This window comes from Ruegeria sp. HKCCD3925 (assembly GCF_057221175.1).
In genome coordinates this window covers 494047-519839 of the sequence record NZ_JBWVBI010000003.1, presented here as the reverse complement: position 1 = coordinate 519839, position 25793 = coordinate 494047, and the positions used below count along the sequence as shown (strand labels likewise).

Annotated in this window: 29 protein-coding genes; 6 read left to right on the top strand and 23 right to left on the bottom strand. The window is 54.4% G+C overall.

What is annotated here, in order from left to right; genetic code table 11:
* Positions 1–418 precede the first annotated feature (418 nt).
* Positions 419–1360: a RadC family protein gene (radC, locus tag AC2TEM_RS09995; RefSeq protein WP_480856165.1), complete on the top strand. Its 942-nt coding sequence runs from the start codon at positions 419–421 to the stop codon at positions 1358–1360.
* Between the two features lie 53 nt (positions 1361–1413).
* On the opposite strand, the gene AC2TEM_RS09990 is transcribed toward radC, so the two are convergent.
* A complete protein-coding gene (locus AC2TEM_RS09990) occupies positions 1414–2067 on the bottom strand; it encodes a cysteine peptidase family C39 domain-containing protein (RefSeq protein ID WP_480856164.1) in 654 nt (217 codons plus the stop codon).
* Between the two features lie 159 nt (positions 2068–2226).
* On the opposite strand from AC2TEM_RS09990, the gene AC2TEM_RS09985 reads away from it, so the two are divergent.
* Both AC2TEM_RS09985 and AC2TEM_RS09980 read left to right on the top strand, forming a co-directional pair.
* Positions 2227–2601 carry a thermonuclease family protein gene (locus AC2TEM_RS09985; protein WP_480856163.1) on the top strand — a complete coding sequence of 125 codons (375 nt, stop codon included), beginning with the start codon at positions 2227–2229 and terminating at the stop codon, positions 2599–2601.
* A gap of 17 nt (positions 2602–2618) precedes the next feature.
* Positions 2619–2933 carry a hypothetical protein gene (locus tag AC2TEM_RS09980; RefSeq protein ID WP_480572420.1) on the top strand — a complete coding sequence of 105 codons (315 nt, stop codon included), beginning with the start codon at positions 2619–2621 and terminating at the stop codon, positions 2931–2933.
* On the opposite strand, the gene AC2TEM_RS09975 is transcribed toward AC2TEM_RS09980, so the two are convergent.
* From AC2TEM_RS09975 to AC2TEM_RS09950, 6 genes are all read right to left on the bottom strand, one after another.
* Positions 2934–3266, bottom strand: coding sequence for a hypothetical protein (locus AC2TEM_RS09975; RefSeq protein WP_480856162.1), 333 nt, complete (start codon positions 3264–3266; stop codon positions 2934–2936).
* Positions 3266–3958, bottom strand: a complete 693-nt coding sequence (locus tag AC2TEM_RS09970) for an SOS response-associated peptidase (protein WP_170425465.1) — start codon at positions 3956–3958, stop codon at positions 3266–3268. Before AC2TEM_RS09970 ends, AC2TEM_RS09975 begins: the two co-directional genes overlap by 1 nt.
* A gap of 119 nt (positions 3959–4077) precedes the next feature.
* Complete coding sequence (locus tag AC2TEM_RS09965; protein ID WP_170425467.1) at positions 4078–5187, bottom strand: HlyD family secretion protein; 1110 nt, start codon at positions 5185–5187, stop codon at positions 4078–4080.
* A gap of 385 nt (positions 5188–5572) precedes the next feature.
* A complete protein-coding gene (locus tag AC2TEM_RS09960) occupies positions 5573–6553 on the bottom strand; it encodes a CobW family GTP-binding protein (protein WP_170425470.1) in 981 nt (326 codons plus the stop codon).
* A gap of 14 nt (positions 6554–6567) precedes the next feature.
* Positions 6568–8034, bottom strand: a complete 1467-nt coding sequence (gene gntH, locus AC2TEM_RS09955) for a guanitoxin biosynthesis MBL fold metallo-hydrolase GntH (protein WP_480439619.1) — start codon at positions 8032–8034, stop codon at positions 6568–6570.
* A gap of 25 nt (positions 8035–8059) precedes the next feature.
* Positions 8060–8344: a hypothetical protein gene (locus tag AC2TEM_RS09950; RefSeq protein WP_170425473.1), complete on the bottom strand. Its 285-nt coding sequence runs from the start codon at positions 8342–8344 to the stop codon at positions 8060–8062.
* A 32-nt stretch (positions 8345–8376) separates the two neighbouring features.
* Between AC2TEM_RS09950 and AC2TEM_RS09945 the strand changes: the two genes are divergently transcribed.
* Complete coding sequence (locus AC2TEM_RS09945) at positions 8377–9720, top strand: tetratricopeptide repeat protein (protein WP_170425476.1); 1344 nt, start codon at positions 8377–8379, stop codon at positions 9718–9720.
* Between the two features lie 689 nt (positions 9721–10409).
* Positions 10410–10835, top strand: coding sequence for a CAP domain-containing protein (locus AC2TEM_RS09940; protein ID WP_480856161.1), 426 nt, complete (start codon positions 10410–10412; stop codon positions 10833–10835).
* A 115-nt stretch (positions 10836–10950) separates the two neighbouring features.
* Here the strand turns inward: AC2TEM_RS09940 and AC2TEM_RS09935 are convergent, their stop codons facing one another.
* The 8 genes from AC2TEM_RS09935 to AC2TEM_RS09900 form a co-directional block, all read right to left on the bottom strand.
* The gene (locus AC2TEM_RS09935) at positions 10951–11307 is read right to left on the bottom strand and encodes a hypothetical protein (RefSeq protein WP_480856160.1); all 357 of its coding nucleotides are present in this window, start codon (positions 11305–11307) and stop codon (positions 10951–10953) included.
* A gap of 13 nt (positions 11308–11320) precedes the next feature.
* Complete coding sequence (locus AC2TEM_RS09930) at positions 11321–11635, bottom strand: hypothetical protein (protein ID WP_480790592.1); 315 nt, start codon at positions 11633–11635, stop codon at positions 11321–11323.
* Positions 11632–12078, bottom strand: coding sequence for a DUF5681 domain-containing protein (locus AC2TEM_RS09925; RefSeq protein ID WP_480790593.1), 447 nt, complete (start codon positions 12076–12078; stop codon positions 11632–11634). Before AC2TEM_RS09925 ends, AC2TEM_RS09930 begins: the two co-directional genes overlap by 4 nt.
* 150 nt (positions 12079–12228) lie before the next feature.
* A complete protein-coding gene (locus AC2TEM_RS09920) occupies positions 12229–12753 on the bottom strand; it encodes a hypothetical protein (RefSeq protein WP_480790594.1) in 525 nt (174 codons plus the stop codon).
* On the bottom strand, positions 12753–12965 hold the full coding sequence (locus tag AC2TEM_RS09915) for a transcriptional coactivator p15/PC4 family protein (protein ID WP_480790595.1): 213 nt from the start codon (positions 12963–12965) through the stop codon (positions 12753–12755). Before AC2TEM_RS09915 ends, AC2TEM_RS09920 begins: the two co-directional genes overlap by 1 nt.
* A gap of 312 nt (positions 12966–13277) precedes the next feature.
* Positions 13278–13481 carry a helix-turn-helix domain-containing protein gene (locus tag AC2TEM_RS09910; protein ID WP_480783467.1) on the bottom strand — a complete coding sequence of 68 codons (204 nt, stop codon included), beginning with the start codon at positions 13479–13481 and terminating at the stop codon, positions 13278–13280.
* Positions 13482–13554: 73 nt separating this feature from the next.
* Positions 13555–14253, bottom strand: coding sequence for a hypothetical protein (locus AC2TEM_RS09905; protein WP_480790596.1), 699 nt, complete (start codon positions 14251–14253; stop codon positions 13555–13557).
* Positions 14246–15472, bottom strand: a complete 1227-nt coding sequence (locus AC2TEM_RS09900) for a tyrosine-type recombinase/integrase (RefSeq protein WP_480790597.1) — start codon at positions 15470–15472, stop codon at positions 14246–14248. Before AC2TEM_RS09900 ends, AC2TEM_RS09905 begins: the two co-directional genes overlap by 8 nt.
* A gap of 567 nt (positions 15473–16039) precedes the next feature.
* Here AC2TEM_RS09900 and AC2TEM_RS09895 point away from each other — a divergent pair.
* Positions 16040–18133 (top strand): 3-hydroxyacyl-CoA dehydrogenase NAD-binding domain-containing protein, encoded by a 2094-nt coding sequence (locus AC2TEM_RS09895; RefSeq protein ID WP_170424469.1) that lies wholly within the window; start codon positions 16040–16042, stop codon positions 18131–18133.
* Between the two features lie 153 nt (positions 18134–18286).
* On the opposite strand, the gene rpe is transcribed toward AC2TEM_RS09895, so the two are convergent.
* From rpe to AC2TEM_RS09855, 8 genes are all read right to left on the bottom strand, one after another.
* Positions 18287–18976 (bottom strand): ribulose-phosphate 3-epimerase, encoded by a 690-nt coding sequence (gene rpe, locus AC2TEM_RS09890; RefSeq protein ID WP_170424467.1) that lies wholly within the window; start codon positions 18974–18976, stop codon positions 18287–18289.
* A gap of 125 nt (positions 18977–19101) precedes the next feature.
* Entirely contained in the window at positions 19102–19578 is a 477-nt protein-coding gene (locus AC2TEM_RS09885; RefSeq protein ID WP_170397683.1) for a class I SAM-dependent methyltransferase, read from the bottom strand.
* A gap of 19 nt (positions 19579–19597) precedes the next feature.
* Entirely contained in the window at positions 19598–20350 is a 753-nt protein-coding gene (locus tag AC2TEM_RS09880; protein WP_170424465.1) for a polysaccharide deacetylase family protein, read from the bottom strand.
* The gene (locus tag AC2TEM_RS09875; protein ID WP_170424463.1) at positions 20347–21489 is read right to left on the bottom strand and encodes a glycosyltransferase; all 1143 of its coding nucleotides are present in this window, start codon (positions 21487–21489) and stop codon (positions 20347–20349) included. Before AC2TEM_RS09875 ends, AC2TEM_RS09880 begins: the two co-directional genes overlap by 4 nt.
* A 2-nt stretch (positions 21490–21491) precedes the next feature.
* Positions 21492–22070 (bottom strand): histidine phosphatase family protein, encoded by a 579-nt coding sequence (locus AC2TEM_RS09870; RefSeq protein ID WP_170424461.1) that lies wholly within the window; start codon positions 22068–22070, stop codon positions 21492–21494.
* On the bottom strand, positions 22067–23143 hold the full coding sequence (locus AC2TEM_RS09865; protein ID WP_170424459.1) for a glycosyltransferase: 1077 nt from the start codon (positions 23141–23143) through the stop codon (positions 22067–22069). Before AC2TEM_RS09865 ends, AC2TEM_RS09870 begins: the two co-directional genes overlap by 4 nt.
* Entirely contained in the window at positions 23143–24390 is a 1248-nt protein-coding gene (locus AC2TEM_RS09860) for a glycosyltransferase (RefSeq protein WP_170424457.1), read from the bottom strand. The genes AC2TEM_RS09865 and AC2TEM_RS09860 overlap by 1 nt, the downstream gene beginning before the upstream one ends.
* Positions 24387–25601 carry a hypothetical protein gene (locus AC2TEM_RS09855; protein ID WP_170424455.1) on the bottom strand — a complete coding sequence of 405 codons (1215 nt, stop codon included), beginning with the start codon at positions 25599–25601 and terminating at the stop codon, positions 24387–24389. The genes AC2TEM_RS09860 and AC2TEM_RS09855 overlap by 4 nt, the downstream gene beginning before the upstream one ends.
* Between the last annotated feature and the right edge of the window lie 192 nt (positions 25602–25793).

Sequence of the window (25793 nt, the reverse complement as noted above, 5' to 3'; positions counted from 1 at the left end):
ATTAGCGCATGGTTTTTGTGACTAACTGCTTGGCATTGCTTTTTTCTTTAGAGGTTGCGTAGCATTCCCACGCGATATTGCGTCTGAACTGGTGCAGGATCGAAGCGACGAGGGCTAATGTGGCAGGGTACTCTGAGGCAAGGTCAACGCTCAAAGGGATCGAGGTTCCACGTGACCTCGTTGGTAAGCCTGCCGGTGTCTTTTTTCTGTTGAACGAGATTGAGCGCCGGAAGTCGCAATCAAAAAGCGCGACAGATAGCGGGCGCTTCGAACTGAAGCCGTTCATGCTAGTAGATGAGTTTATCTTTAATCAGCGTGCTTGAGACATGGGTTCCATTTCAGACTACATCTGACGTTTTTACCACTCGTTAACCAACTTTTGGGCATGGTCCTAGGATTGGTGCATGGAGCGGTAACCATGAAAAAGTCGGCGATACTGGACAATCTCAAAGAGGTCATAGGCCGCGATAAGAAGAGGTTCGGCAAGCTAGTTAAGCACGATGGGCAACGTGGCTTTTCAGAGGAAGAATTGAAGGGACTAAAAGAGCTGTATGCGCGCTCCGCTCCACCCGACGCCATCACTGAACCAGCACACTCTCCATCGTATGTGTATCGAGACCGACTTTCACGAAAGAATGCTGCTGGCGGTGGCCTGATTAAAGACGACGATGGGGCTAACCGTCCTCACTATTGGGGGCATCGTGAGCGACTGCGGCAACGCTTTCTCAAAGGCGGTCACGATCCAATGCCGGAATATGAGCTTTTGGAACTGCTGCTGTTCAACGCAATCCCGAGGATTGATGTAAAGCCGTTGGCAAAACGTCTACTGGCTGAGTTCGGCGACCTAAACGGTGTTATCGCGGCCTCAAAGCATCGTATTCTGAAGGTAGATGGGGCTAACGAATGGGTTTTCTATCACCTGCGCGTTGTTGAAGCCTTCGGGCACAGAATGGCGCAGGCACAGATAATGAAGCGGGATGTTGTGTCGTCGTGGGAAGACTTGGTGACCTACTGCCGAACCGCTATGGCGCATCGCGAGGTTGAGCAATTCCGGGTTCTCTACATGGATCGGAAGAATGTTCTGATTGCTGATGAGGAACAGGCCAAGGGCACTGTTGACCACGTACCGGTATACCCGCGTGAAGTCGTGAAACGGGCTCTGGAATTGAACGCTAGCTCGCTCATCCTCGTCCACAATCACCCTTCTGGCGACCCGACGCCCAGTAACTCCGATATTGTCATGACTGAGCGGATAAAGGACGCCTGCGACACCCTAGGTATTCTCATTCATGACCATGTTATTATCGGAAAAAAAGATGAGTATTCCTTTAGTGCAAATGGTTACTTGCCTAGGTCTTGAGCAGGATTGGGGATGATAGACAACGCCGCTATTGGGAAAGCGATATGCTCTGACTAGTAGTCAACGAAAACTGCAGCAAGGTAGGTAGCGCCGTAAAGCTCTTGAGCAGTAAGCAGCCGTTTGTTTTGTCGGTAGGGCCAAGGATCTCGAACGACAATCTCCGTGAGTCTTTGTTGCCCGAAGTTGTCCTCGAGCCAGGTCATACTTGTTAAAAGCGTAGCGTGCCCGAGAGAACCGATTATTACTGGAATATCGTCTGCCAGATAGCGTGAGGCGTGCTGAAGGGCAAAGGGGTCATGAATCCCAAACTGAACATCGGTGTGTGTTTCAAGTTCAGCGTAAAACTCATCACCGCGCTCGTCAGTCCAGTATCCCTCTACAGCTCTAGCGATGTTTGGGCCAACACTCGGAAGACAGGGAACACTTGGTCCGTAGACCTTCTGCACAATATCTTCTTGGGAAACTCTAAATCCATAAAGTTCGAACGCGGATTCGATGCAGGCAGCCCAGCACCACTGGTCACATTCTTGTAGAGCAGTAACGCGATTGATACGGAACCCGACACTACATTGTCGCACCATCCCTCCATTATACGGGAAGGCGTCACCACAAATGTACTCTGCGAGGGCCTCGTTTGCTCCAATTGAATTTGAAAGTCCGAATGCAGAAAAAGCTGCTAATCGTTTTATTGTGCATCGCCGGTCCATTGTATGTCTCCAGCTTGACTAAAATGTTTGACTACAAAGATATTAGGAAGTTCATAGGTTCTAAATTCGCTCGTTCTATTGGATCATCTTATCAGAATAGTCAGTGATTTGCAGCAGCAAGGGTATACGGATATTTTGATAAGAACATTTTTCGCATTCATGGCCATCTCGCTCGCTACCTCAGCAATCGCAGGTGGGCTGCATGTCCGTGATGCTGATACCATTGTAGTAGATGGCACACCTGTTCGATTGAACGGCGTTGATGCACCCGAACTCGGCACACAGTCGGGTCAGAAAGCCAAGCGCTGGATGGTCAACTACCTTCGCGGCAAATCCATCGAATGCAAACTGAACGGTGAGCGCACCCATGATAGGTATGTTGGTGTCTGTTACGCTGACGGTGAAGACATAGGGGCCGCTGTAATCGTCGCAGGACATGCCCTAGATTGCCGTAGGTACAGTGGGGGTCGCTACAGGCATTTAGAGACACCAGCGGCTAAATCACGGCTCAGACGGGCCAAGTATTGTAGGTGAATTTCTGGAGAGAGCCATTGTTAAAGAAGCTTGAAGCTATTGAACGCATTGTGGTCATCATTGCTGCACTTCTTGCTGTGGTTCCTGTCGTAATTTACATCTCAGAAACCAAAGCACGCGACCTAGATAGAACAGCCAATTTCATAACGGCTTTTCAAGCATGCGAGAAGTTTGCACCTCCTGAAGGCGCTGTTTCTGATGGACCGATAGAGGGCTTCAAACCGATTGATTTAGATGCTTCGGGCCATGATCCAGAAAAACCTTGGCTCGATGCGCAGACCCGAGCGTGCTTGAAGATAGTCAAATGGAATTTGGAAAACGACTACGAGTGACTATCGCTTTCGACTCATAGCTGCCATGAGATTGAAAGACCCACTACCGCAAAGGTCCGCCTCACCTTGCGCAAGCTCCAGGTCGAATGCCTCAATGAACGGTGCAATCAATTGCTCGTCCAGCAGATAAAACGCCGTCGCATCCCGGGATCCGCGTGATAGCACACTATCCGCATTCCAACCCCAACGTCCCCGACCGGCATGGGCATCTAGCCAATTGTGGATCTCATGAAGCCGATATCCGAACCCTTCTTCAGGAACCTGCACACGCACCCTGATAGGGAAGTATTTTTCATCTGCTGCTTTCTTCGGGGATCTGCTGCGCGTGACCATTACGCCTCGATAACGTCGATTAACCCCGGCCCGTCATCATCGCGGCCAATCGGTGCGACCTTGTGATAACGCATACGTCCATCCCATTCTGTGCCCAAGTTCTGCGCTTCGTCGTGGTCAATCTCGCCTGACATCCACGGCACCAGGTTCTCGTTCGTTAGAATTACCGGTGACCGTGCATGTATGTGTTCGATTTGATGCAACGCAGGGCGGGTGAGAATTGTGCAGGTGTTCAGACCAGACGAGAGGCGCGAGTAGAGGCCTGCGAAATACATGCAGGGGTCATTGGTATCTGTCTTGATAACCCAAGGCTGTTTGGCCCCCTTTGGGCCTGTCCATTCATAGTAGAAACTGGCCGGGATAATGCATCTGCTGCTCTTCCAAGCAACTCGGAACGAACCTAGCTTATGTGCCGTTTCTATCTTCGCGTTGAAAGTGGTGGGCTTCCATTGTTTCAAGTCTTCTTTGAACCAGTGCGGTACAAGCCACCAGCGTGCCGTAGAGCTTATCAGTCGATCGCCATGGATGAACGCCAAATCCAACATCTGAGTGGGCTTCACGTTCCAGCTCATTGAAAGGTCTTGGGCGTTTGGATCGCGCTCAGTTGGGATAGGAACGCCGTTCACGATCCAGTTCTGCAGGGCATAGAGTTCCGCCCATGTCATTTCAGGTCTGCCGAGTCGTCCGCACATTCGGCGAGCATAGCGAAATCAAGGGAACGTTTGGTGAACTTTTTGATGGTTGGCGACGAGATTAATGACAGTTGTGCGGACAATGCTGCCATTCTTTGCAGCATGGCACCCATTACCAGTTACAAATAATTCATCTGTTTAGTTACCCAAAACAGGATTTCGGCAAGAACCCCGATTGCGCCTGCTTTTTCAGTCATTACCAATGCTGTTCCAGATGTACCAAAAGGTAGAGCTTCAAAATCGGAACCGTCAGTTAACTCGATCAACACCGGGAAACTAGAAATACCGGCTAGCTCTCGTATTGAAGGAAGGCCTGAACGCAGATCCAGTGTGCCCTCGGCAGATCCGACCGGCATAGCAACAATGATGCCGGAGAGTTCCGTGCCGGGCTGCGTACGCAGCGCCAACCTGATTTCATCTCCGATATTGACGTTTTGACGACTAGATTGCGGGAGGGAGGCCACAATGGCGAAATCCGATGGGTCAATAAAGGTTATCGCACCTTGGAAAGTGGTGGCGCGGTTTCCTGGCCTTAGTGTCACAGCAGAAACGACACCATTTCCTGGTGAGTGAACCTCAGTCTCTTCAAGACTCCATTTGGCTTGTTCCAACGCCATTTCAGCTTCGACAATTGCGGCGTCTCGACCATCAATAGTAGCAGAAATTCGACGCTCTAGTCCCTTCTTGCGCGCTTCAGCTGCTCGGATATTGGCGGTCAGTTGATCAATCGTTGCGACAGCTTCTTGAAGTTGAAAGGTTGTCGATGCGCCTCGTTCTTCTAATTGAATGATATCATCACGCCTCTGCTGCCCGAAGAGAAGCTGGGCATTCAAAGACTCGATTTCTGCCTCGGCTGCGGCGAGGTCAGTCACTAATTGGTCTGCCGAAGACTTAGCCGTTTCTAGAGAAGCCTCAAGGCGTGATACTTCAGAGGCAAATACATCAGGGTCAATTTTGAAGAGTAAATCGCCTTCGCTAACCGATTGATTGGCCTCAACAGCTACCTCGACAACTGTTCCCGATACGTTAGGTGCAATGTTTGTCTCAATCCCTTGAACTGAAACTGGACCAGTGGGTGTCGTGTGATTGAGAGCTCCTATTACGACAAGAGCAATCACTGCTGCGCCAGCGTAGATAACCGTTTTCCAGAACCCGTTCCACGGGAGCCACTTAAGTTTAGAAAACACCAACCAAATCAAGCCGAAGTAAAGACTTAAGACGATGAGCATCAGTTAACCTCCGAAACAACGCCAGTTCGCTATCGCATTTACAAACGCCAAAGAACTCGAATTATAAGGCATAGACGTCTCGAAACATATTGTTTCCGTGCCAGCGGCCTTCTGTGAAACCGCCTCGTTCAAGTAATTCTGAAAGTCCATTTCCAGCTCAGCCCACTTATTCCAGGAAATAGTTTTAGTGACCGCGGTGCAAACAAGGTAGGCGTTTATTTTCGGTGCGATTTGTAATTTCGCCGCTTCCTGAAGCTAAGCCCATCCAATAGGTTCGGTGCCATAAGTTGGGGAACGGTCCACTCACTTACCGTCCCCCGCCGAACTGGATGAAATTGTCCAGCACGGTTGATTCATAGCCAAAATACTTGGACGAACCTGGCTTTCAGACTGTCTCCATAAGCGTGTCCGAAAGTACATCCTCGGAGAGCACCCCCGGAGCACCTATTGCGACAAGCCTTGTTTCGGGTTTGCGGTCACCCCAAGCGCCATCACGTGCGATGTCCATACGTTTTCCAACGACCTGAACGAGGATGCGATGATCTGGATCCTCCTCACTAAAAACAAAACCCTTGAGGCGATACACATCGCCCGGAAGCTTTCGAATTGCGCTTCGGAGAGAAGATAAGCTTATCGGGCGTTCAGTTTTCATCATAGTTGTTGAGAAGCTGTCCGAGTGATCAGAGTGGTGGCAACCACAATCCGGTCCATGTTCGTGATGATCGGGTATTTCTGTTTCGAGCTGTTCGGCGGCAAAGCGACCGACTGAAAGAAGTATATCCAGTGGGACGTCCGCATTGACAGCTTCGACCAAACGATAGCGACGGAAGCGAGACCCGAGCCAATCGTGCACCCTTTGAACAGCCGCCCTGTCGACGAGGTCGACCTTGTTCAAAATAACCATGTCCGAGAACGCAATTTGACGGAGCTTTAGTTCCATTTGTTCCGGCGCAGCAAATAGCTGATCCGCATCGACCAGACACATAAGGCTGTCCAAGCGGATCATGTCCCGAAACTTCTGATCGGTAAATGTCATCGCAATTGATGACGGATCCGACACTCCACTTGCTTCAAGGACGATGTATTCCGGTTTCTCGGGCCGGGCGAGAACGGCTTCCACCGTTTCGATCAAGTCATCTCGTATCGAGCAGCAAACGCACCCATTTGCCAGGCTCATAACGTCATCTTCGAGGCCGACCACCAAGTCTGCATCGACGTTTATGGATCCAAAGTCATTTACAAGAACCGCAACCCGCAACCCGTGATTGCCTGTTAGGATCCGGTTCAAAAGTGTTGTCTTACCGGCTCCAAGAAAGCCGGTAAGGATCGTGACAGGGATCGCAGAAATCGAACCAAATTCAATCATTGTTCGATCTCCTCTCAATCTTCATCACGCGAGCCGATTACATCCGAAACTTTGATGGTAAAGTCCTGCGGCCAGTCCCCGCCGGGTGCTCGGAAAACGTCAGTTGGATAGTATTCGCGTGGATCGATCTCCATATCACGGTACTTCTGGTCTTGCTGATCTGCTCGGGTGAGCCTCGGATTCGGTAGTGTTATTTCATCCGGAAGCTCAATACGCCCGGCCTCGGCTGCCGCAGCCAGTTCGCGAAACGGTGGTACAGTGCCGGATTTTCCGGGCAGTGCAGCTTTTCTGTACCAGATTGCATCCTTGGTCACATTCACAACGGCAACATCGAGACCCCATTGGAAAAGACCGTCGTAGTGGGCGCGAATACCAGCCAGCATTTCTGCATCGATGTCTTCGTCCTGGGTATAGTGTGTCACCATTCCCAAACGCGGCCTTGTGTCAGCAAAGAGCTTACCCACGGCATAGTGGGAGGTGTGATGCGTATCGATAGTGTAGTTAAAGAGATCCTGTGGGATACCGTATTTGTAGGTCATCAACTGACCAATATCCTGTCCCGACATTTCGGTTACAAAGACATCAACGCCTTCGCCGTATTTCCGTGAAAGCTCATCCGGGCGACCATCGCCGGTCCATACAAAGCTCAGCCCGTTCCAATCGAGCCGATAGCCAACCGCACCGTCCTTGGCATGGCTTCGAGGCCAAGACCGAACAGTCACGCCATCTTCGTCATAAACGATTCCGCCTTCCTGACGGAAATCAAACTCGTTGACTTCGATCTCGTAGCCGTCCCCAATCGGGAACACATCAAAGGCCTCCAGATGCCACTTGAGCATCTGCTGCATGCCTTTGACCATTCCAGCTGTCCCAAGTTCGGGTGTCCGACCAGAGGGACCATGGATGCGTAGTGGCGTGTAACCACCCGACCAAGCACGGAACGGATAAATATAAGGAATATCGGCGTAGTGGTCGACATGAAGGTGAGAGATGAAGATGTCGTTGATCAGCTGCCCCGGCACTTGCATGGCAATGATATTGCGCACACAACCGGATCCAAAATCGAAGAAGAACCTTTTTCCGTTACCCAGCTCGACCATAATACAGGTGCCCGCTTGATCTTCGCGCGGCGGATATGGTGTTGAGCCACAGAATGAGATGCGCATCTCATCTGGCCCCAACTCCTCACTCAGTGGAAAATAGTTCGCGTTTGAACCAGTCATGTATTTCGTAGGACGGAAGTACTCCGGCAAAGATATGCCGCCTGCGGGTCGACCACCATATGGGTTTTTGAGTGTTTCTCCTAGAGGGCCGTCTCCTTCGTGGGCCTCGGCGCTTCCTGCTGCAAACCCAGCTGCCCCTGTCGCAGCTGCTCCAGTAGCCAAGCCCTTTAGAACACTCCGCCGCGACGGGTCTTCAATTTGGTCTGACGCCTGAGCCTGTTTGTCGTCCTGGTCTTTTCTATTGTCTTCCTTGGTCATGGATTGGTCCTCAGTTAAAAGTATCTCACAGTTTGCGCTTCAATATCCGGCGAAGCTCGTTGATGAGTTCAGATTTGATGTGGGCCCATTCGGCGCGCTCTGAGGCCGTGATCGATGCGTCTTTCGAAAACGCAGATGCTTTCTTCAGGTCTTCGATGACCTCGCCGAGAAGCGCGTCCGTTTCGATGCGCCTCGACAGCACATCGGAAAGTTCTGGAATTTCTTCAATCAGGTCCACCGTCACTGGAAAATCCCGAAACCCACTATCTATTCTCAAATCAAGATGAGTGCGGTTGACCGCAAAGGCCAAGTGAGTCACCGTGAGTTGGGGGTGAGTTGACATTGAACAAATCCAACGAATTACCAATAAATCAACATGTTGGACAGCCTTCTCCGGAGCTCATCCGGGAAGCTCTGAGTCGAATTGTATCAAGCGACGGGTTTCAAGCTTCACCCCGACTCACGCAGTTTCTCACCTATATAGTCGAGGAAACTCTATCTGGTCGAAGCGCTCAGATTAGAGGCAAAGCTATCGCTGTTGAGGTCTATGGGCGGCGCATAGATGGTACTGGTGGTCAAAACCTGGTTCGCGTTGAGGCTAGGCGACTGCGTCGTCTTTTACATCAGTTCTACGAAGATCACTGGGACGGCAACGGAGTTCGCATTTTTGTTGATCCCGGCGGATACAAGCCGCGGTTTTCATACGAATCTACAATCGAAGACCGTACATCAAGTGAACTGAAGAGCGACAATCCAGTTGGCCGTTGGCGTTCGCGGCAACTGCTGCCTGGTGGACTAGGTGTTGTTGCATTAGTCGCTGTGCTTGGCATCTGGATGAGCCAGGATAACAGGGAGGTTGTGCCGACAACTCGATCCATCGAGAAAGCAGAACGTGTGGCGCTTGGTGAACAATCATTGACGAGACTCCAGGCGGCCAACATTGCAGACCAAGCCCGAGGCATGTTTTTTCCCGTTTTTGATGTCAAACGTCAGCAGATAGCACTGGGAATGTTCCAGCACGCGATGGAACTCGACCCGGCTCTGTCCGACGGCTATGCCGGATCAGCGCAGGTCCTGGCGATCTTAGCGGTGTTGTCGCCGGATGAATCACAAAGGGATGATTTCTCCAATCAAGCTTCAGAAATGTCTGAAAAAGCGCTTCAATTGTCCCCGGCCGACGCGTGGGCAAACAGCGCAAATGGTTGGGTGCTGGCTGTCAAAAACCAGCCAAACGAGGCATTGAAGTACGCAAGAATGTCCGTCGAACTGGCGCCGAATGATGGCCATATTCTCGACCTTGCAGGTATCACCGCCATCTTGGCTAACGCCCCGGAACTTGCTGCCGAGGTTAGCAACCCGGAGAGGCCCAAATCAGGCTCTGGTAGGTTTGGTGCGAGAAACATCTGGGGCGTTTCGCAACTTATGCTCGGGAACTACGAAAATGTTGTTGAAGCCTTTCAGGGAGCGCCAGCTGCCGGGGCGCCAGTCAGTGCTCCTTCGCTCTTATTCCAAGCCGTTGCGCACGATCAGTTGGGAAATTCAGAAAAAGCACGACGGCTCGTTGCTGAAATGCGCAGGACATGGCCTGAGTTTCCGTCCGAGTTTCTCGCCGACAGGATTTTCCACAACGATGACATTACCCGGAATGCAATACTGGATACACTGAGTCGTTATCAGCCCGGATAAAGTCCTAGTTGGCACCTCCAACCAATATCACATTTGCTTGCGCAGCCGATTTTCAACGCGTCCCAGTGATGCCGCGGACATGTTATTTTTTTCCAAAGGATATGTCCGCACTGGGCTCGCAGCCGACATCCGACCAAGTCGATGTGTTAGTGCAGAACTCGAAATTTGCTGACAATAGGCCTGCCGAACACCCCCCATTTATAGCGGGCTGAATATGGCGGGGATTTTGTGCTATACTATGCAAGCCTCCCGGTTTGGGAGAAGGGGAAGAACCCACCGTCTCACAAATGATTGAGAGTGAAGGTGGTGAGGGGCTGGATGAGGGGGTCTTAGCCAGCCCCTCTCTCTTGAGGGGGTATCCGGAGTGGTAGTGTTGTTCCGTTAAACCCAATCTACCCCGTTAGCGCCTTGTCCGAAATTGGGGGATTCCCGTAGGCCCCTTATTTTCTTATCTCAGACACAATTCAAACACGCTGCACCGATACCAAGCAGGTGCGGCGCGTCGTGATGGGATTAGCGATTTCTATGAGGGGGTACGAGTTTGGCGCGTCGTACCTCCAATCAGTGAAGCTATTATCTATGCAAATAGAATCCTTGGTGCGATATTGTTGTTTCATCAAGACCGGTGGGAATTCAACATGCTATCTATGGATCCGTGTGAACCATTCTAGGCAAAACCTGGTGGAAAAATGCTGACGCGTTTGTTGTTAATTCTGGCGTTTCTTTTGCCCGCGCCACTCGCTGCAAACCCCACAGCGACTGACGAACTGAACACGTTTCGAAAAAGCCAAGGTCTTCAAGGGTTAGTCTACAGTCGGAAGTTGGAGAAAGCCGCCAAGTCTCATGCTGAAGACATGGTGAAGAAGGGGTTCTTTTCGCATACCGGCTCCAACGGGTCTGACGTGGGTAAGCGGGTGCGCAAGGCAGGCTATGATTGGTGTTTCGTTGCTGAGAACATTGCCAAAGGTCAAAATGGTCTGGACGCTGTGATGTCGGCTTGGGCGCAGTCACGGGGGCATCGTGCCAGTATGCTGTCACGCAGGGCCCAGGAGTTTGCGCTGTACGAGGCTGCGGATCGTACCTGGGTGATGGTTCTAGCCGCACCCTGCCGGTAGCGTTGTCATGAGGATTGGCGAACAACGTAATAAGCGATTCACTAACTTTCGTTTTCAAAAACCGTTCCATTGAACGCATCATTCGAACGTGCTCATTGGTGGCTTTCCACATTTCCTAGACCCCACAGTGTTCAGTGCCAAGCAAATTGCCAACCAACAGCGGGCAAAAACCGACTTTTGTTTTCAGTGCTGAGCACCGTCTGGCACGCATCATCAATCCGATGGCTGAAGTCTCTAAACTCTTCGTCATCAAGTCGCTCGACCTTGATGTCTTCCAACCCATCGATTTTGGCTGTGGAAAAGAAAATGTCAGGTTCCAGCCTTTCCGAGAAATCATCAGGTGCACGACAAAAACCCGAGACGCTATGCACCAGTCGCCCATATGGGGGTAAAACTCTATATCAGGCAAAACCAAGATTGGGCCTTTTGCAGATACTTGCTCAAGCTTTTCTAGTCTTTTGCGAACGCTCATTTTGTGCTTCCCATCAAATCCATTTGACATCCCAGCGCAGAGTTACGGTGGCCCCAGCGCCTTTGCCTAAAAGGTTGCCAGCCTGATCGAAACGGCGCATGAACTCGGCACCAGTCTCACTTTCCTCACGCTCTAATGTGACGGTTTCTTCTGAATCCGAAACGCCAACGATTGCACTGTGGACCCGCTCTGCAAGATTTCGAGGATACTCGCCATCTGTTGAAATTGGTTCGCCACACTTGTCAAAGAATTCGCCTTTCACGATGGCGACCTTGAACTTGTTGTCTGATTTTTCTTCCAGTTTGCTGACGCGGTTTTTGATACTCATTTCTTTGCCTCCAATGCCGCAATACGTTTCTCCAAATCGGTCGTCTCAAGAACACGCCTGTATTGCTCTACGAGCCCCATGACCGTTGCTCCCTCCAGCGGAGTAATCTCACCATCGGAAACCGCCTTCAGCACCGCCTGCGAGGTTTTCGAGGCCTCGCTAGCAGTGCTGATAGGTGGAAGCTCGAAGTTGACTGGTGCGTCCTTTCTGGTGGGCGCTATCCGTTCCAGGCAAAGACGAAGGGCCGTGCTGTCGCCCTCAAGTGCCATTTCAACAGCCTTCTGGGTGATTTGCTCAGACTGGCCCTCAAGCAGTTCCTCAACTGCCCGTGTGACCCTGTGCCGGGTTCCTCTGGGCTTGCCGGGATTGCCGGTAGCAAAGGTTCCATCCGGGTTTCTCTCGTCCGTATTCGTTCCGTTTTTACGGTCAGGTTCATCCGTCATTTCTCTTGCCTCATTGTGTTGGATAGTTGGTGCAGAAGGTGCCCGTTTCCCCCAGACCCCCTGGTAGATTAAGGATGTCTTAAATATTGCGACGGAGGACTTGCCGAAATCACCCGATTTCGTCGCAAGTATTGATACGGCCCGTCGCATTTATTGCGTCGCCTCCGTTTTTCTCGTCGCAAAATTTACGACGGTCTCGTCGCAGTTTTTAAGACAGGGTTTTGTTTTTCCGCCTTTGCCAGTTGGGTTGTGAACAGGGGCTTTTACGACCGGGAAATCTGAGCCTTTTGACCACTGTTTGTACAATCTGCGGCCAGACTCACCGTGTGCAGTCGGCAATGAAATTTCGGTCAGTTCGAACAGCGGAGAGGATGCGACTCCGCTGGTGCCTAGTTTTGGAGGGCGTGTGACGGCGATGAAGCCCTTCGCTTGAAGTTCACGGAACCCTTTGGCTGCGGTATTATACGATACGCCCAGACGCTCAGCGGCTTGTCTGACGCTCAAGCATATCTTGCCGTTGTTATTGTTACCAACTCCACGCCATTCCAGCCTTAGCCACGGATACAATGCTTGCGCAGTTGTCGAGAGGGCCCGCCATGCGGGCTCCTCCATCATGTTGCGAATGAGCTTTGTCCAATGCTCACTCCGGCGCTCATTTTTCTTGTCACGCCCCATCAAGCACCACCATTCTGGTCTACCAGTTTTGCCAGTGCTGTCTGAAAGTCAGGGAGAAGGGTGGCGCTGAACGCCACCCCCTTTTTCGTTGGGTGTTTTTCCCCGTCTTTCGCGAGATACCAGACACGCATGTTAACAATGTCGCGGCCCATGTATTCCTCACGTGAAACGCGGATTTCCTCCTGAGCATTTTTCTGAATGACGACACTCATGAACGACGCCCCCCATAATACAGGGCGGCAACGACACGTGCAGCGGCCTCAGAGAGGCCGTGCTTGCGACGAAGGGTGTGGATTTGGAGGTCAACAGTTCTCATACCGCTACCTCGCTCGCTTGGATCAGCTCGACTTTGGTGGCGAGGAAATAGATACCGAACTTCTGGCGTCCGGTGTCTGGTTTCTGCTGAGTACTCATTTTCTGCTCCTTGGTTATTGCACCAAGGGCGAGAAACGGTTACAATTACAACTATTCCACCAGCCGCAATTGCATACCGCCCGCGCCCTGTTTCTGGGTGCGGGTTTTGATTAGGCTGCGGGTTCAGCGACTTGATTGAACCAACGATCCAACTCGTCGTACTCTAACCGGGTGGAGTTGCCGATTTTGACGTACTTGAGCCGTCCGGCCTTCATTTCCTCATAGAGCGTACTCCGGGACATGCCGGTGTAGGTTACCGCCCCGGATACATCCGTTGCCCGTGGGCGCGTGTTGTGATTTCCAACGATATCCATGTTCGTTTCTCCGTATCCGTGTTGATGCGAAAGAACGTACGGAGACTGCCCGCCGAGGTATAAAGGAGCTTTCTTAATCGGCTGGTGGGGAAAAACCCTTACCTGCTGCGCGCGCCCAAGTTTCCGGACTGGCTTTGGTTCCCATCGCTGCGAAGACTGCAGTCACAAAGTCAAGAAACGGGCCGTAGGCTGGGTTTCCTCGTTCATGAGGATTTGTGCTAACAATCGGCATTGAACTGGTAATTGCGTAGAAAGTCTTTGAGCACTCCAATGCAAGCAGCATTGCGGCGGTTTCGGTTGGTTTGTTTTTGTTGACGACTGCGAATTCCGGTCTGTCGCTGAACGCGCTATTCAAGGAAAGAGCGTTTGGATTTACTGACGCCGCCGCTGAGTTCAAAATGTCACTCATTACATTCAGGGATTCCACTAGCTCTTTTTGAGCCAACAGGTTGGGTGTCGGCGCAATAGAATCGGCTTCAGCGTCAGGAAAGAAGCACCTAAGAACCTGTGGAAACGTCTTGCTCCCGTGCCATCCGACCCGCTCTAGTTGCTTGGCAGCAGAAGCCAATGACTTTGCGGCTTTTTTGATGTCTTCAACGTCTTTTTGGGGCTCTCGGTCTGTGCGCTCAACAGATTGTAGACTGGACGCAAGGCTGTAGCACTGCTCTAACGCCTCTGCGTGTGCCTGCGCATCATCATCACTAGTGGAGTTGGACATCCTTTTGATGGCCGTAATAAGTAAGGTTCTACGTTCCGACATTTCGTCAGTCACCCCGGCCCCCAATCGCAACAACGTCTGCACTTTCTTGCGTTACAAGTTCAGCCCACTTATCTAATGCAACGGCGCGCTGATCCAGCAATTGAGCTTGATTGTAAACGCGTCCAACGAGCGTTGGGGCCGATGCCGTTGCCGAGTGATTCAATATGCGATCCACAACAGCCTCGTTTTCCCCTGCATCAGCCATCTTTGTGGCAAATCCGGTTCGGATGTCATGTATCCGCCAATGCTCAAAATCATCTGGCAGAAGTTTGTCCAGTCGTGCCTTTGCTTTTCCGATCCCTGAAATAGGGGTCTCGCCAGTCGTCGTGAACACAAAGCCGGTATCGGTGTCTTCGGAATGAAGCCCCTTCAATTCCTTCAAAGCTGGATTGGAAAGGTGGGTGATGTGCGGCTTCTTATTCTTTGTCTGAGATCCCGGCTTAGTCATTCGCGCCGTGTCGAATGTGATTTCCTCCCATTTAAGGCCCAGGATTTCCCCCCTACGCTGACAGGTGAGCAGCAAAAGCCGAAACACCGGACCCCAGACAGGGCCCATCTGAAACGTAGCCTTCCAGATTGTCCTTATTTCGCCAATCGATAGAACCCGCTCTCGCGCATGTTCGGTTGTCGCTTTCGCAACGCCGCTGGCTATATTCTCGGAGATGTAGCCGCGCACCCATGCCCAATTTGAAAACGCAGACAACGCAGCCCGAATACGATTAGCGTATGCCTTTCGGCCAGCCGACGCTTTTGCGTCCACGGCACTTTGAATATCGCTTCGCGTCAAGTCAGTGATTGGGTTATCCAGATGCTCAGATAGGGATTGGCGCAACTGGCGAAGCCTTTCGTCACGCGTTCTGAGGCTGGATAGATGGATGGTGTCATAGATATCCAGCACCTGCGATACGTTCAGTGTTGATGCCTGCGTACGCTTCTTTTCTCGCCTCTCTGCCTCTGCGTTCGCGATGCGGTCAATTCCCTGCGCAGCCTCGGCTTCAATCTCCAATGCCATCTTGCGGGCTTCTGATAAACCGACAGGCTTGGGCCACTGGCCAAGCGTATGTTTGCGCTTTGGCCCGCCTTTCACCCGTTTTTCATACATCCATACTGCCTTGCCAGTAGAGGAAAGCCGGAACCTCAACCCTTTGCGCTCTGTGTCAGACACCTCAAGACGCCCCGTCTCGGGCGGGGTAAGGCTTTCAAGGTATCTGTTAGTCAATTTCCTCTTCATCGCTCTGGGGGACTCATGGGGGACAAAATCAACTGGATTGTGGCGGACGGTTATGGATGATAGTAGACAATAATTATTCGGGGGACAATATGAGGGGCCAGATTTTAAACAGTAAAATAAGGTAGGGCCGGATAATTATGGACAGCCATAGACCGTGAGAGACTTCCAGCTAAGTTAGAAGGTAAACGGAATCATAATCCGCGTGTCGGGGGTTCAAGTCCCTCCTCCGCTACCAGAACTTCCCAAACAAGTGCTAAGGCCCTGTTAGCTGCGTTTCCATTTGGATCGCGCCCTCGGGTTCCGTGCGAGTTCCGACCAAGCACTGCAGTTCTTTGCGCTTCGTTGCTCTGAGGCCGCGAAGCAAGTTCTACCGCAACGTAAAAGGTTGGTTTCGGGCATGAACCGCGTGATTATGGTACTAAATCCGAGAAAATCAAATAAACCGAACGATCGGTCGAAAATATAGTTGAATACGAACGCAGACCGGGCCAGTCTTTGATCGCGCCGTGTCCGGGGATTCCCCGATTTACTACTGGCATCGCATTTCGTCTGAGGAGGCACGATCATATGACCCAAGTCATCGGGTATGAGAAAGTGGGCGATATCGCCGTTTTGTCGGCTGAGAACCCACCCGTTAACGCGCTGGGCGTGGATGTGCGCCGGGGTTTGTTGTCGGCGATCGAACGCGCCGAAACAGAGGGCGCGCGCGCGGTTTTGATCTATGGTGAGGGGCGGACTTATTTCGCAGGCGCAGATATTCGCGAGTTTGGCAAGCCGCCACAGGATCCGTGGCTGCCCGCACTCTGTGATCGGATTGAGGCGTCGCCCTTGCTGGTGGTTTCTGCGTTGCATGGAACCGCGCTTGGTGGTGGGCTTGAGGTTGCTTTATCCTGTCATTATCGCGTTGCCGTGCCGTCTGCGAAGGTGGGGTTGCCCGAGGTTAATCTTGGTATCATTCCTGGCGCTGGCGGCACCCAGCGCTTGCCGCGTGTTGCCGGAGTCGAGGCTGCATTGGACATGATCACGACGGGGCGGCACGTCCGAGCTCCAGAAGCGCTTGAGATGGGTGTGCTGGACAGAGTTCAGGATGGTGATCCGCGCGAGATCGGCCTGGCCTATGTCAGAGAGCTGCTTGCAACTGATGCAGCTCGGCGCCCTGTTTGCGATATGGCCCGGCCCGCCCCAATCGATTTTGATGCGGCCTATAACGCGGTGCTGAAGAAGGCCCGGGGCCAATTGTCGCCTGCGATAGCAGTGCGGGCAATACAAGCCAGTTGCGAGGCCGAGGATTTTGCATCCGGTTTGGCTCGCGAACGGGAATTGTTCATGGACCTGATGGGCTCGGATCAGCGCAAAGGGTTGATCCACGCATTCTTTGCGGAACGTGCGGTTGCAAAATTGCCCGAGTTGAATGGGGTCGAGCCGCGGGACCTGCAACAGGTCGGCGTCATCGGCGGCGGCACGATGGGCGCAGGGATTGCCACCTCAGTTCTGCTGGCGGGGCTTCCTGTCGTGCTGCTTGAGATGTCACACGAGGCAGCGCGGTCCGCTAAAGATCGTATCGCGGCAAATCTGGCTGGCGCCGTGAGGCGCGGAAAGCTGAGCCAGGACAAACATGATGATATTCTGCAGAACCGGCTGACCCTGGCCACGGACTACAACGCACTGAGTGGCGTCGATCTGGTGATCGAAGCCGTGTTTGAAGACATGGCAGTGAAGAAAAAGGTTTTTGCGCAACTGGATGCGGTCTGCAAAAGCGGTGCGGTATTGGCGACCAATACCTCATACCTTGATATCAACGAAATTGCCGGATCGACCGAAAGGTCACGGGATGTCATCGGTCTGCATTTCTTCTCCCCAGCACATGTGATGAAACTGCTTGAGATCGTGGTGGCGGACCACACCGCGCCCGAAGTTGTGGCAACGGGTTTCGCGTTGGGCAAGAGGTTGGGCAAAGTGGCCGTTCGGGCAGGTGTGTGCGACGGGTTCATAGGAAATCGGATTTTGGGCACATATCGGGCCTGTGCTGATCACATGGTGCTGGATGGAGCGAGCCCGTTCCAGATCGATAAAGCGCTAACAGGGTTTGGCTTTGCGATGGGACCCTATGCAGTGTCAGATTTGGCCGGATTGGACATTGGCTGGGCGGCGCGCAAGCGGAAACGGGCCGCAGGCCAGGATCCACGCGTTCGCGACAGTTTCTATGCCGACAAGCTGTGCGAGGCCGGACATTTCGGCCAGAAAACCGGCAAAGGCTATTACATATATGAAAATGGCAAGCGGGGTGGAGAGCCGAACCCCGAGCTGACATCATTGATCGAAGCCGAGCGTGCGGCTCAGAACATAACTCCACGCGCGTTTACGGATGAGGAGATCATACGTCGCTATATGGTCGCGATGGTGAATGAGGCGGCGAAGGTGGTAGGCGACGGCATCGCGCGTAGACCGCTGGATGTGGACGTTACGCTGCTCTATGGCTACGGTTTTCCGCGCTACTGGGGTGGGCCGCTGAAATGGGCAGATTTGCAAGGTTTGCCGGGCGTATTGAACGATATCCGCAAGTGGGCTGAAGAAGATGCCTATTTCTGGCAACCTGCACCCCTGCTCGAACAACTGGTGGCCGAGAACCGCTGCTTTGATGATCTCAACAAAGATGCCTGAAGCCTCGGGGCAAAGGCTCCCGTGCCTGCGCAACATTGGCTGCGCCAATATTGCTAGCCGCCTTGGGCCCGGCATCGCGCAAAGCGCAATGCCGGGCCCAACAGGAGGAGGCGTTTCGTAAGAAATGTAGACGACTGGCGGGAGGGTTTGTTGTTAACCCAGTGCACCTTCGGCAGCAGTCCGCACAGCGCGAATATTGTCGCCATAGACTGACGGGTTTGAAACTGACCCGCCTTTAAAAACTGCTGATCCGGCGACCAACACGTCAGCGCCTGCAGCGGCCACCAGAGGCGCTGTTTTGGGATCAACACCGCCGTCGATTTCGATATGCACCGGCCGGTCGCCGATCATCTCGCGCAAACGTTGCACTTTTGCGGTCATGTCGATGAATTTTTGCCCCCCGAAGCCGGGGTTGACGGTCATGACGCACACCAGATCAGTCATGTCCAACAGATGTTCGACGGCCTCGGCGGGCGTCCCGGGATTCAACGCGATCCCTGCTTTCATTCCCGCAGCGCGTATCGCCTGCAGCGTGCGGTGCGAATGCGGCCCCGCTTCGACGTGCGCGGTCAGCACATCAGCGCCCGCATCGGCATAGGCTTGAATATAAGGATCGACCGGAGTGATCATCAAATGCACATCCATGACGGTCTTAACATGTGGGCGAAACGCTTTGACCGCTGGGGGACCAAAAGTGAGGTTTGGGACAAAGTGGCCGTCCATCACGTCCACATGAACCCAATCCGCCCCTTGCGCTTCGATGGCCTGAATCTCCTGTCCGAAATTTGCGAAATCGGCTGACAGGATCGAGGGAGCGATCTTGATGGAACGGTCAAAGCTCATGACTGGCCTCATGTGGGTGTGCTGTTGCGGTGGCGTATACCCTCGACTCGCGTCAATGCATAGGCCTGACTGCGGTGAATCTGATCGATAGATTCAATATACAAACCCGCCAGTTCAAAGCCTGCTCAGGCGCGATAGAAAAGATATCGATCTGGCGCGATGGTCTCGGGGCCTTCAATCTGAGCAAAACCCGTCAACGGTTGCCCTGAAATCAACAACCCACCGGGTCGCATGACCTGTTTGATCAGAGGGCTGAGGCGCGCCGCTTCCGCAACATCTTCGGACTTGATCCCGCGGCCGAAATCGTAGTGCGCCAGCGCGATTGTTTGGCCTGCGTCCGCCAGTTTACGCAACATCGGCTCGGCCTCACCCTGCAGGAAATCCTGTGCCGGTGGCGTGCTGTCGGGATGACACTGCAAGACGCGATCCATCACCCATATACGCCGAGAAGGCAGGATTTCACGCAGATGATCATAGGTACGTCCGTTACCTAGCCCCAGGTCCAGAACGTCCCCTTCCATGGTGCCGATCTGTGCGGCGGCCCAGTTTAGCCCGTCGCGTTGCGCCGTCAGGCGGCGCAGCATGGAATCCAGTCGGCTCATTCGGGCTCTCCTTGCGAGTTCAGTTGCGTGGTGCGGTCCAGGGTGTGCCCGGTCCATCAAGCAGCCTGTGCAACAGATCCTGTGTAAACGTCCAGATGTCCTGATCATGGACCAGATGATGCGTCAACACCCCAAATGCTTCGGCATTGTCTGCGCGACCGGTGCGTCGGTCATGCAGCAGCTCAACTGTCTGTGCGATCAGTCTGTCAGGGTCGATTAAACCGCGCGTCCCGCGCCAGTCGATTGGATCGAGATGTGTGTTTATCTGCGCGAGGCCGGGCGCCGCGAGCGGTATCTTTCGGGGGGTCGCCGTCGACAGTATCCGATAGCCCAGCCCGTGAAGCTGCATGGCGACTTTGGAGTCGATCCGATTCCACGGGGGCACAAACATCGGACGCAAGTTGTCACCGAACAAACCTCGCAGCCGGGACAATCCAGCCTCGGCATCTGCAACTACCGCTTCAAGGGGCCGGTGCAGGCGAAATTCGGCTTTCTTCTCGTCTGCAGGCGCGTGGTTCTGATGCGCCCAGCCATGCACAACCGGGATCAAAACAGACTGATCTGACACATACTCTGCAAGGGCCGTTTGCGCATCACACGGGATCACAGCCAGATGGACGGGTAGGCCCAGCGCGCCCGACATGGCGGATAGCTTTTCAAGCTGCGGTGTCACCGCAACTGCATCGTCATCACGCCACCACAAGGGCAGGGTCAATCCTGCGTCCTGCCACCGCTGCAACTCGGATTGCAATGTGTGCCAATCAGGCCTCATCGGCTAGCCTCGTGCAAGCTCACTGCAATTTCCACCGACCGGCGTGCACCATCAAACCCGTTGTCCATAGCCGGGCGTGAGGTGCCGGACATGACGCGACCCACCGCATTGGCCAGCGAGTCGGCGGTCAGGTCAGAACTGTTAAGCACCTCGATCCCGTTCAACTGAGACAGAGATCTCGCGCGCAAAGTCTGTTCAACCTCTTTTCCATCATCGAAGGGGATCAGAACCGCCGGGGTACCGCTTTGCAGCAGGTCCATAGCAGTATTGTAACCGCACATGCTGACCGAGGCGGCGGCAAGCGGCAGCATTTGGCGAAAATCAGGGCGGACGGTTTCAAGAAGAACCGATGAACCCTCGGTCATTTGCGAAAGCTCGGCAATCCGCGCATTGGCATCCTGCCCGCCCACCAACAGGCGCCAGCGCCTGTTGGGCATCTTTCGGGCGGCCTCGATGGCCGCTCGAAAGATCGGCTGGCCGACAGATCCGCCACCCGCGCTGACCACGATCTCGCCTTGGCCTATGCCGTCTGGATGACTTGGCGCAGCACTTGGGGCGACGAAACCGGTGTAATGAAGGCGCGATGCCAGTTGATCCGAGACAGGCCAACTGACTTCAAGTTCGGTGATCTTGGGGTCGGAATGGACCAGAACGCCGTCGTAAAACTCTGCGATAACCTCATCCGTTTGGGTTACTTTTGCAGACTTCGATGGCGGTGCAAGAATGTCACGGATCGAACCCAGGATGATGGGCGGCTGAGGTAGGTTCCGCGCGGCTTCCAACGCAGATCGGAATTCTGCGGCCAAGGAGCGCCGCCCGAACGGATAAAGCTCGGTGATCAATATTTGTGGCCCAAAGCTGCGGACCGCCTGCGTCAGAGCGTTGGTGCGCGCAGCGAAATAGGCCGGGTCAGCAACAGTACCACTCTGATCAAGCAGGCGGGTGAAATCGGTGCCGTCAGACCGCAGCGGCGGTAAGTTCAGAAATGACAACCCACGTGTGTCAAGCTGTGGCGCCGGCATTCCGCCCGAGACCATAAACACTTCATGGTCCTGTTCGGCGAATGCGCGCCCCAATGTGAGGGCTCGGCTCAGATGCCCGGTGCCCAACAGATGGGTAACAACGATCATCACCTTCATGGTCAAACCTCACGCGCAATCAATCGAACGGGTTCGGGTTCAGGCCGCATTTCGTCCAGGTTTACGATAAACAGTCTGTTACGCTTGATCTTAAACGGTGCGGGTCCGGCAAAATTCCAGCCCCAGGCCTTGGCCATTATTACCCTCATGATTCCGATGTGGCAGACAGCAAGATTGTCTCCCTGCAACTCGGTCAACCATGGATTAAGCCTTGCCCATAATTCAGCCGGGCTTTCACCGCCCGGTGGCCGATAATCCCAGCCCCAGTCTTCGATGTGGCGGTAACCGCTATCGGGTGTCTCGATCAGCTCAGCACCGCGCTGTCCCTCCCATTCGCCCCAATTCATCTCGGTCAGGGCCTGAGATGTTTTGGGCGCTTTATCCGATACCAACTGCGCTGTTTCAGACGCGCGGCTTAGCGGGCTGGACCAGATTGATGCGGCGTTCCATGGCGAAGGAAGGCAATACCCCGCAAGTTCAGCCCGGGCGTCGGCATCCAGCGGAATGTCGCTGCGCCCTTGAATGCGACCCGCGCGATTCCAATCCGTGTGTCCATGTCGCAGAAGGGCGAGGCGGGTCATCGGTTTTTCTCCAACAATGGGCGCACAGTGGTCCAGAACCGCTCGGTGGCGGATGGCATCAGATGGCGGTGCGCGACATAGGCGCGGGCACGATTGCCCTCAGACTGGCTCAGGTCGGGATGGTCCAGAAACCTCTGTATACGCGCGGCCAACCCTTTGGCACCCGATCCGACGCCGGGATGATCCGAAGGCATCAGCACATCACGAACACCGGGGCGATCTTGTGCTGCGACGGGAACGCCGCAGGCCTGGGCCTCAAGATAGACCATTCCATAGGCTTCGTTGACCCCGGGCCAAACGAACAAGGACGCCTGGCGGTACTGGACCTTCAACGTGTCCCGATCCAGCTGACCCAGAAACCGGACACGAGGTCCGAACCGCGCCATCAGCGCCTCGACTTCCAATCGGGCCGGGCCATCGCCTACCACGTCCAACGCCCAATCCCCTGTCAGATGTTCCAGCGTGTCGGCCAGAATGGCGTACGAGGCCAGCTTGTCCCCCGGCCGCATCATGCCCACGGTCAGCATCGGCCCATCACGGGTCGAAACAGGGGGCAATTCCGTGATGGGAAGAAACGGAGGCAGTTCCACCAACGCCTGCGTACCGAACCTTTCCCGTTCTAACGTGATCAGGTCGTTGGCAGTGTGGTAGAAAATCACCTGCGCGCTGTCGCACGCGTCATGCGCCGCTTGCGCAAAATCAGCCCATGGGCCTGCAAGCCGGCTGGTGGCGCGGGTACTTTCCAGCTGCACATACGGGATGTCTCTTGCGCGGCTCACGGCCGGGCCGAGCAGATCGGGGGCCTTATAGTAGTTGTGATAAGTCACCCACAGGTTCGTGTCAGAGGGCAGTTCCTCAGCCAGTCGTGCAGCCTCGGTCGTTGCTTTACGACGTAATTCGTCCTGAAGTGCCCGGTCGCCTGCCTTGTCGTAAATCCGCAATTGCGAGGCCAGCTCAACAATGTCTCCCTGAGCGCCGAGGGCCTGCATCAGGTTGCGGGCCATTTCGCGATCACCCGAGGGCTTGGGACTGTCGGGGGACTTCATCGGTGCATAGAAAGCCACCTGCGCCATCAGGGCTCGTCCGCGCACAAGGCGCTGAGCCGCTCGGACAAGCGACGTATGCCCGGGTCCATCCGGAAGTCGGCGATCAACCGGTTATACGCGGCCTCAGCCATCTCGGCCGTTCTGGTCGGGTTCCGGGCGAGATCCGCAATAGCCGAGGCAAGAGAGGTCGGGTCATCTGCTGACAACTGACCGTGAATACCGGATTCAATGAACTCCGGGATGGCTGACACCGGCGTTGACAGGATCGGGAGGCGCTGGGACGCGGCTTCCATCAAAACATTGGGTAAACCATCGCGGTCGCCGTCGGCAGCAATTCTGCTGGGCAGGACAAACAGATCAGAGCGGCGCATCTCGGCAATGACTTCCGGTTGATCGCAAGCCCCCATCCACGTGATCCGATCGGAAATCCCTGCGGCATCGGCTTGTGCGCTCAACTCATCGCCCAGATTTCCGCCGCCGATATGGGTCCAATGCCAATTCAGCGATCTGGGGAGTAGCGCGAAAGCTTGGAGAAGCCGGTCAAAGCCCTTCTTTTCGACAAGACGCCCGACTGACAGCATGTGAAAGGGTGCATCCTCTGCACGCGAACACTGCTGGGGAGGTGCAGGAAACCGCGACAGGTCCAGCCCATGATAGATCAGTTCTACCCGCGCAGGATCATCAGCCAGTTCGCGCAGATGTGCGGCACCAATGGCAGTACAGGTTGCCCCGAAGATGGCGCCGTGAGAGGCCAGTTGCAGCTTTTCCCGCTTTTCCCAGTCTGGTGAGGTCCAGATATCTTTGGCATGCGCCGAAAAACTCCAGGGCAGGCCGCGCATGATAGACGCATAGCGGGCGACCGAAGACGGTGTGTGCATGAAATGCGCGTATAGCGCCTGCGTTTGATCGGGCAGCTCTGCGGCCAACACGCAAGCCTGGCCAAACCGGCGAATTCGGTTGTGAGTCGGGTCTCGGCGAAGGTCTTGCCGCCAGACCTGATAGGCTTGGGCGTATCCCGACAGACGAGAGGCAATCTTGCGCGCAGCCACCAGCCGTGCGGGCTCGTCATAAAGGTATTCCGGCAGGTAATGCACCTGCCCCATGAAGCGATCGTGCAGAGGATGGCGCTTGGTATCGGTCGGGTGGCGCAACGACCAGATATCGAAGCTGTGCCCTGCCTCCTGCAAGGCCACCAATTCTTGCGCGATGAACGTCTCGGACAGGCGCGGCCAGCCTTTGACCAGCACCGCCAGCTTGGGGGGTTCGCGCGTCATCCGGTGGCGCGCTCTTGTTCCGCGCCTAGCAGCGCGTTTATGCGATGAGTGACGTAGCTTAGCCCGTCCAACAACCCTGCGCGAATGGCCTGCGAAGGCAGCGGCTGATGGGGCAAGGCGCGGATCGCGCGGATCATTGCATCCGCTGTCAGACCGTCACGGTTTTCATCCAGCATGCGTACCAGACCCAGATCCTCGGCGCGCGAGGCACGAATCCATTGCTCCAGCCGCGGCGTCGTGCGCGGAACAATGACGGCGCGTTTGTCGAAGGACAAAACCTCGCAGAAGGTATTGTACCCGCCCATGCAGACCACACCGGCAGCGCCCGCGAACAGCGTTTCGATCTGCGATTCAAAGCCAACGGCGGTCACACGGCCATTTAGGGCGGCGACACGGGTTTCAAAATCTTCGCGTAGTTCGCCTGACAGGAAGGGCCCATAGACCAGCACAGCGCGGGGTGACAGATCCGGGTCTTTTTCATATGCGGACAGCACCAAATTGACCATCGCCTTGCCATCGCCGCCGCCACCAGGGGTGATCAGGATATACGGTTGTTCTGGTGGCTCACCAACCGGCCCAAGATCGCGACGTAGATACCCTGTCCAATGAATGCGCTGTTGCGTCGCCGGGCTGAGGGGAAGGCCTTGTGTAGGATCGTAGACCGATCGCAACCCATATACCCAGATCTCATCATAGAATCGTTCAGTCGCCGAGATCGCGTCCTTACGCTCCCATTCGGCGGCCAGTACTTCGGGCTCATCCAGAACGTCGCGCAGGCCCAGAACCAATTTGGTTGAGCAGGAGTTTTCAAGATACTCAAGCGTCGGCAGCAACTCACCGCGAAAACCGGTAGGCTCTTTGTCGACGATCAGCACATCGGGGTCGAACTGTTCGACAGATGTCTGGATCAGGCTTGCGCGCAACTCGGTCACATCATCGATGCCCATGCCGATGGTCTGCGAAGCATACGAGCCGTCGGCGCGTTTGGTGACCCCGGGTAGACGGACATGGTCAACGCGACGCGGAAAAGTAAACCGTCCGGCAATGGGTGAACCGGTCAATATGAGGGCCGAAGCGCGTTGATCGGCTTGTGTTATGGCCGCAGCCAGCGCGCGTGACCGGCGCAGGTGACCCAGGCCGAACGTGTCGTGACTATATAGCAGGATGCGCGGTGCGCGGCCGTGATTTTCGTTTTTGATCCCTAGGCTCATGCCTTCGCCTGTTTCGGTTCCGGTGCAACTCCGCGCGTCTGCACCTGATTATCGTAATTCTGCCAGACCTTCTTGCCAATGGCACAGATTCCGCCGTCCAAATGCGCCAAACATTGCGAATTGGCAACAGCATAATGCCACCGCCGGCAACAGGCGCACCTTGCGATATGCAGGCCGATGGTTCTTCATGCA

What these genes read in the sequence shown, in the direction of transcription:
- radC (WP_480856165.1), top strand. Translation starts at nt 419, where the DNA reads ATGAAAAAGTCGGCGATACTGGACAATCTCAAAGAGGTCATAGGCCGC.
- AC2TEM_RS09990 (WP_480856164.1), bottom strand. Translation starts at nt 2,067, where the DNA reads ATGGACCGGCGATGCACAATAAAACGATTAGCAGCTTTTTCTGCATTC.
- AC2TEM_RS09985 (WP_480856163.1), top strand. Translation starts at nt 2,227, where the DNA reads ATGGCCATCTCGCTCGCTACCTCAGCAATCGCAGGTGGGCTGCATGTC.
- AC2TEM_RS09975 (WP_480856162.1), bottom strand. Translation starts at nt 3,266, where the DNA reads ATGGTCACGCGCAGCAGATCCCCGAAGAAAGCAGCAGATGAAAAATAC.
- AC2TEM_RS09970 (WP_170425465.1), bottom strand. Translation starts at nt 3,958, where the DNA reads ATGTGCGGACGACTCGGCAGACCTGAAATGACATGGGCGGAACTCTAT.
- AC2TEM_RS09965 (WP_170425467.1), bottom strand. Translation starts at nt 5,187, where the DNA reads ATGCTCATCGTCTTAAGTCTTTACTTCGGCTTGATTTGGTTGGTGTTT.
- AC2TEM_RS09960 (WP_170425470.1), bottom strand. Translation starts at nt 6,553, where the DNA reads ATGATTGAATTTGGTTCGATTTCTGCGATCCCTGTCACGATCCTTACC.
- gntH (WP_480439619.1), bottom strand. Translation starts at nt 8,034, where the DNA reads ATGACCAAGGAAGACAATAGAAAAGACCAGGACGACAAACAGGCTCAG.
- AC2TEM_RS09940 (WP_480856161.1), top strand. Translation starts at nt 10,410, where the DNA reads ATGCTGACGCGTTTGTTGTTAATTCTGGCGTTTCTTTTGCCCGCGCCA.
- AC2TEM_RS09935 (WP_480856160.1), bottom strand. Translation starts at nt 11,307, where the DNA reads ATGAGCGTTCGCAAAAGACTAGAAAAGCTTGAGCAAGTATCTGCAAAA.
- AC2TEM_RS09930 (WP_480790592.1), bottom strand. Translation starts at nt 11,635, where the DNA reads ATGAGTATCAAAAACCGCGTCAGCAAACTGGAAGAAAAATCAGACAAC.
- AC2TEM_RS09925 (WP_480790593.1), bottom strand. Translation starts at nt 12,078, where the DNA reads ATGACGGATGAACCTGACCGTAAAAACGGAACGAATACGGACGAGAGA.
- AC2TEM_RS09920 (WP_480790594.1), bottom strand. Translation starts at nt 12,753, where the DNA reads ATGGGGCGTGACAAGAAAAATGAGCGCCGGAGTGAGCATTGGACAAAG.
- AC2TEM_RS09915 (WP_480790595.1), bottom strand. Translation starts at nt 12,965, where the DNA reads ATGAGTGTCGTCATTCAGAAAAATGCTCAGGAGGAAATCCGCGTTTCA.
- AC2TEM_RS09910 (WP_480783467.1), bottom strand. Translation starts at nt 13,481, where the DNA reads ATGGATATCGTTGGAAATCACAACACGCGCCCACGGGCAACGGATGTA.
- AC2TEM_RS09900 (WP_480790597.1), bottom strand. Translation starts at nt 15,472, where the DNA reads ATGAAGAGGAAATTGACTAACAGATACCTTGAAAGCCTTACCCCGCCC.
- AC2TEM_RS09895 (WP_170424469.1), top strand. Translation starts at nt 16,040, where the DNA reads ATGACCCAAGTCATCGGGTATGAGAAAGTGGGCGATATCGCCGTTTTG.
- rpe (WP_170424467.1), bottom strand. Translation starts at nt 18,976, where the DNA reads ATGAGCTTTGACCGTTCCATCAAGATCGCTCCCTCGATCCTGTCAGCC.
- AC2TEM_RS09885 (WP_170397683.1), bottom strand. Translation starts at nt 19,578, where the DNA reads ATGAGCCGACTGGATTCCATGCTGCGCCGCCTGACGGCGCAACGCGAC.
- AC2TEM_RS09880 (WP_170424465.1), bottom strand. Translation starts at nt 20,350, where the DNA reads ATGAGGCCTGATTGGCACACATTGCAATCCGAGTTGCAGCGGTGGCAG.
- AC2TEM_RS09875 (WP_170424463.1), bottom strand. Translation starts at nt 21,489, where the DNA reads ATGAAGGTGATGATCGTTGTTACCCATCTGTTGGGCACCGGGCATCTG.
- AC2TEM_RS09870 (WP_170424461.1), bottom strand. Translation starts at nt 22,070, where the DNA reads ATGACCCGCCTCGCCCTTCTGCGACATGGACACACGGATTGGAATCGC.
- AC2TEM_RS09865 (WP_170424459.1), bottom strand. Translation starts at nt 23,143, where the DNA reads ATGGCGCAGGTGGCTTTCTATGCACCGATGAAGTCCCCCGACAGTCCC.
- AC2TEM_RS09860 (WP_170424457.1), bottom strand. Translation starts at nt 24,390, where the DNA reads ATGACGCGCGAACCCCCCAAGCTGGCGGTGCTGGTCAAAGGCTGGCCG.
- AC2TEM_RS09855 (WP_170424455.1), bottom strand. Translation starts at nt 25,601, where the DNA reads ATGAGCCTAGGGATCAAAAACGAAAATCACGGCCGCGCACCGCGCATC.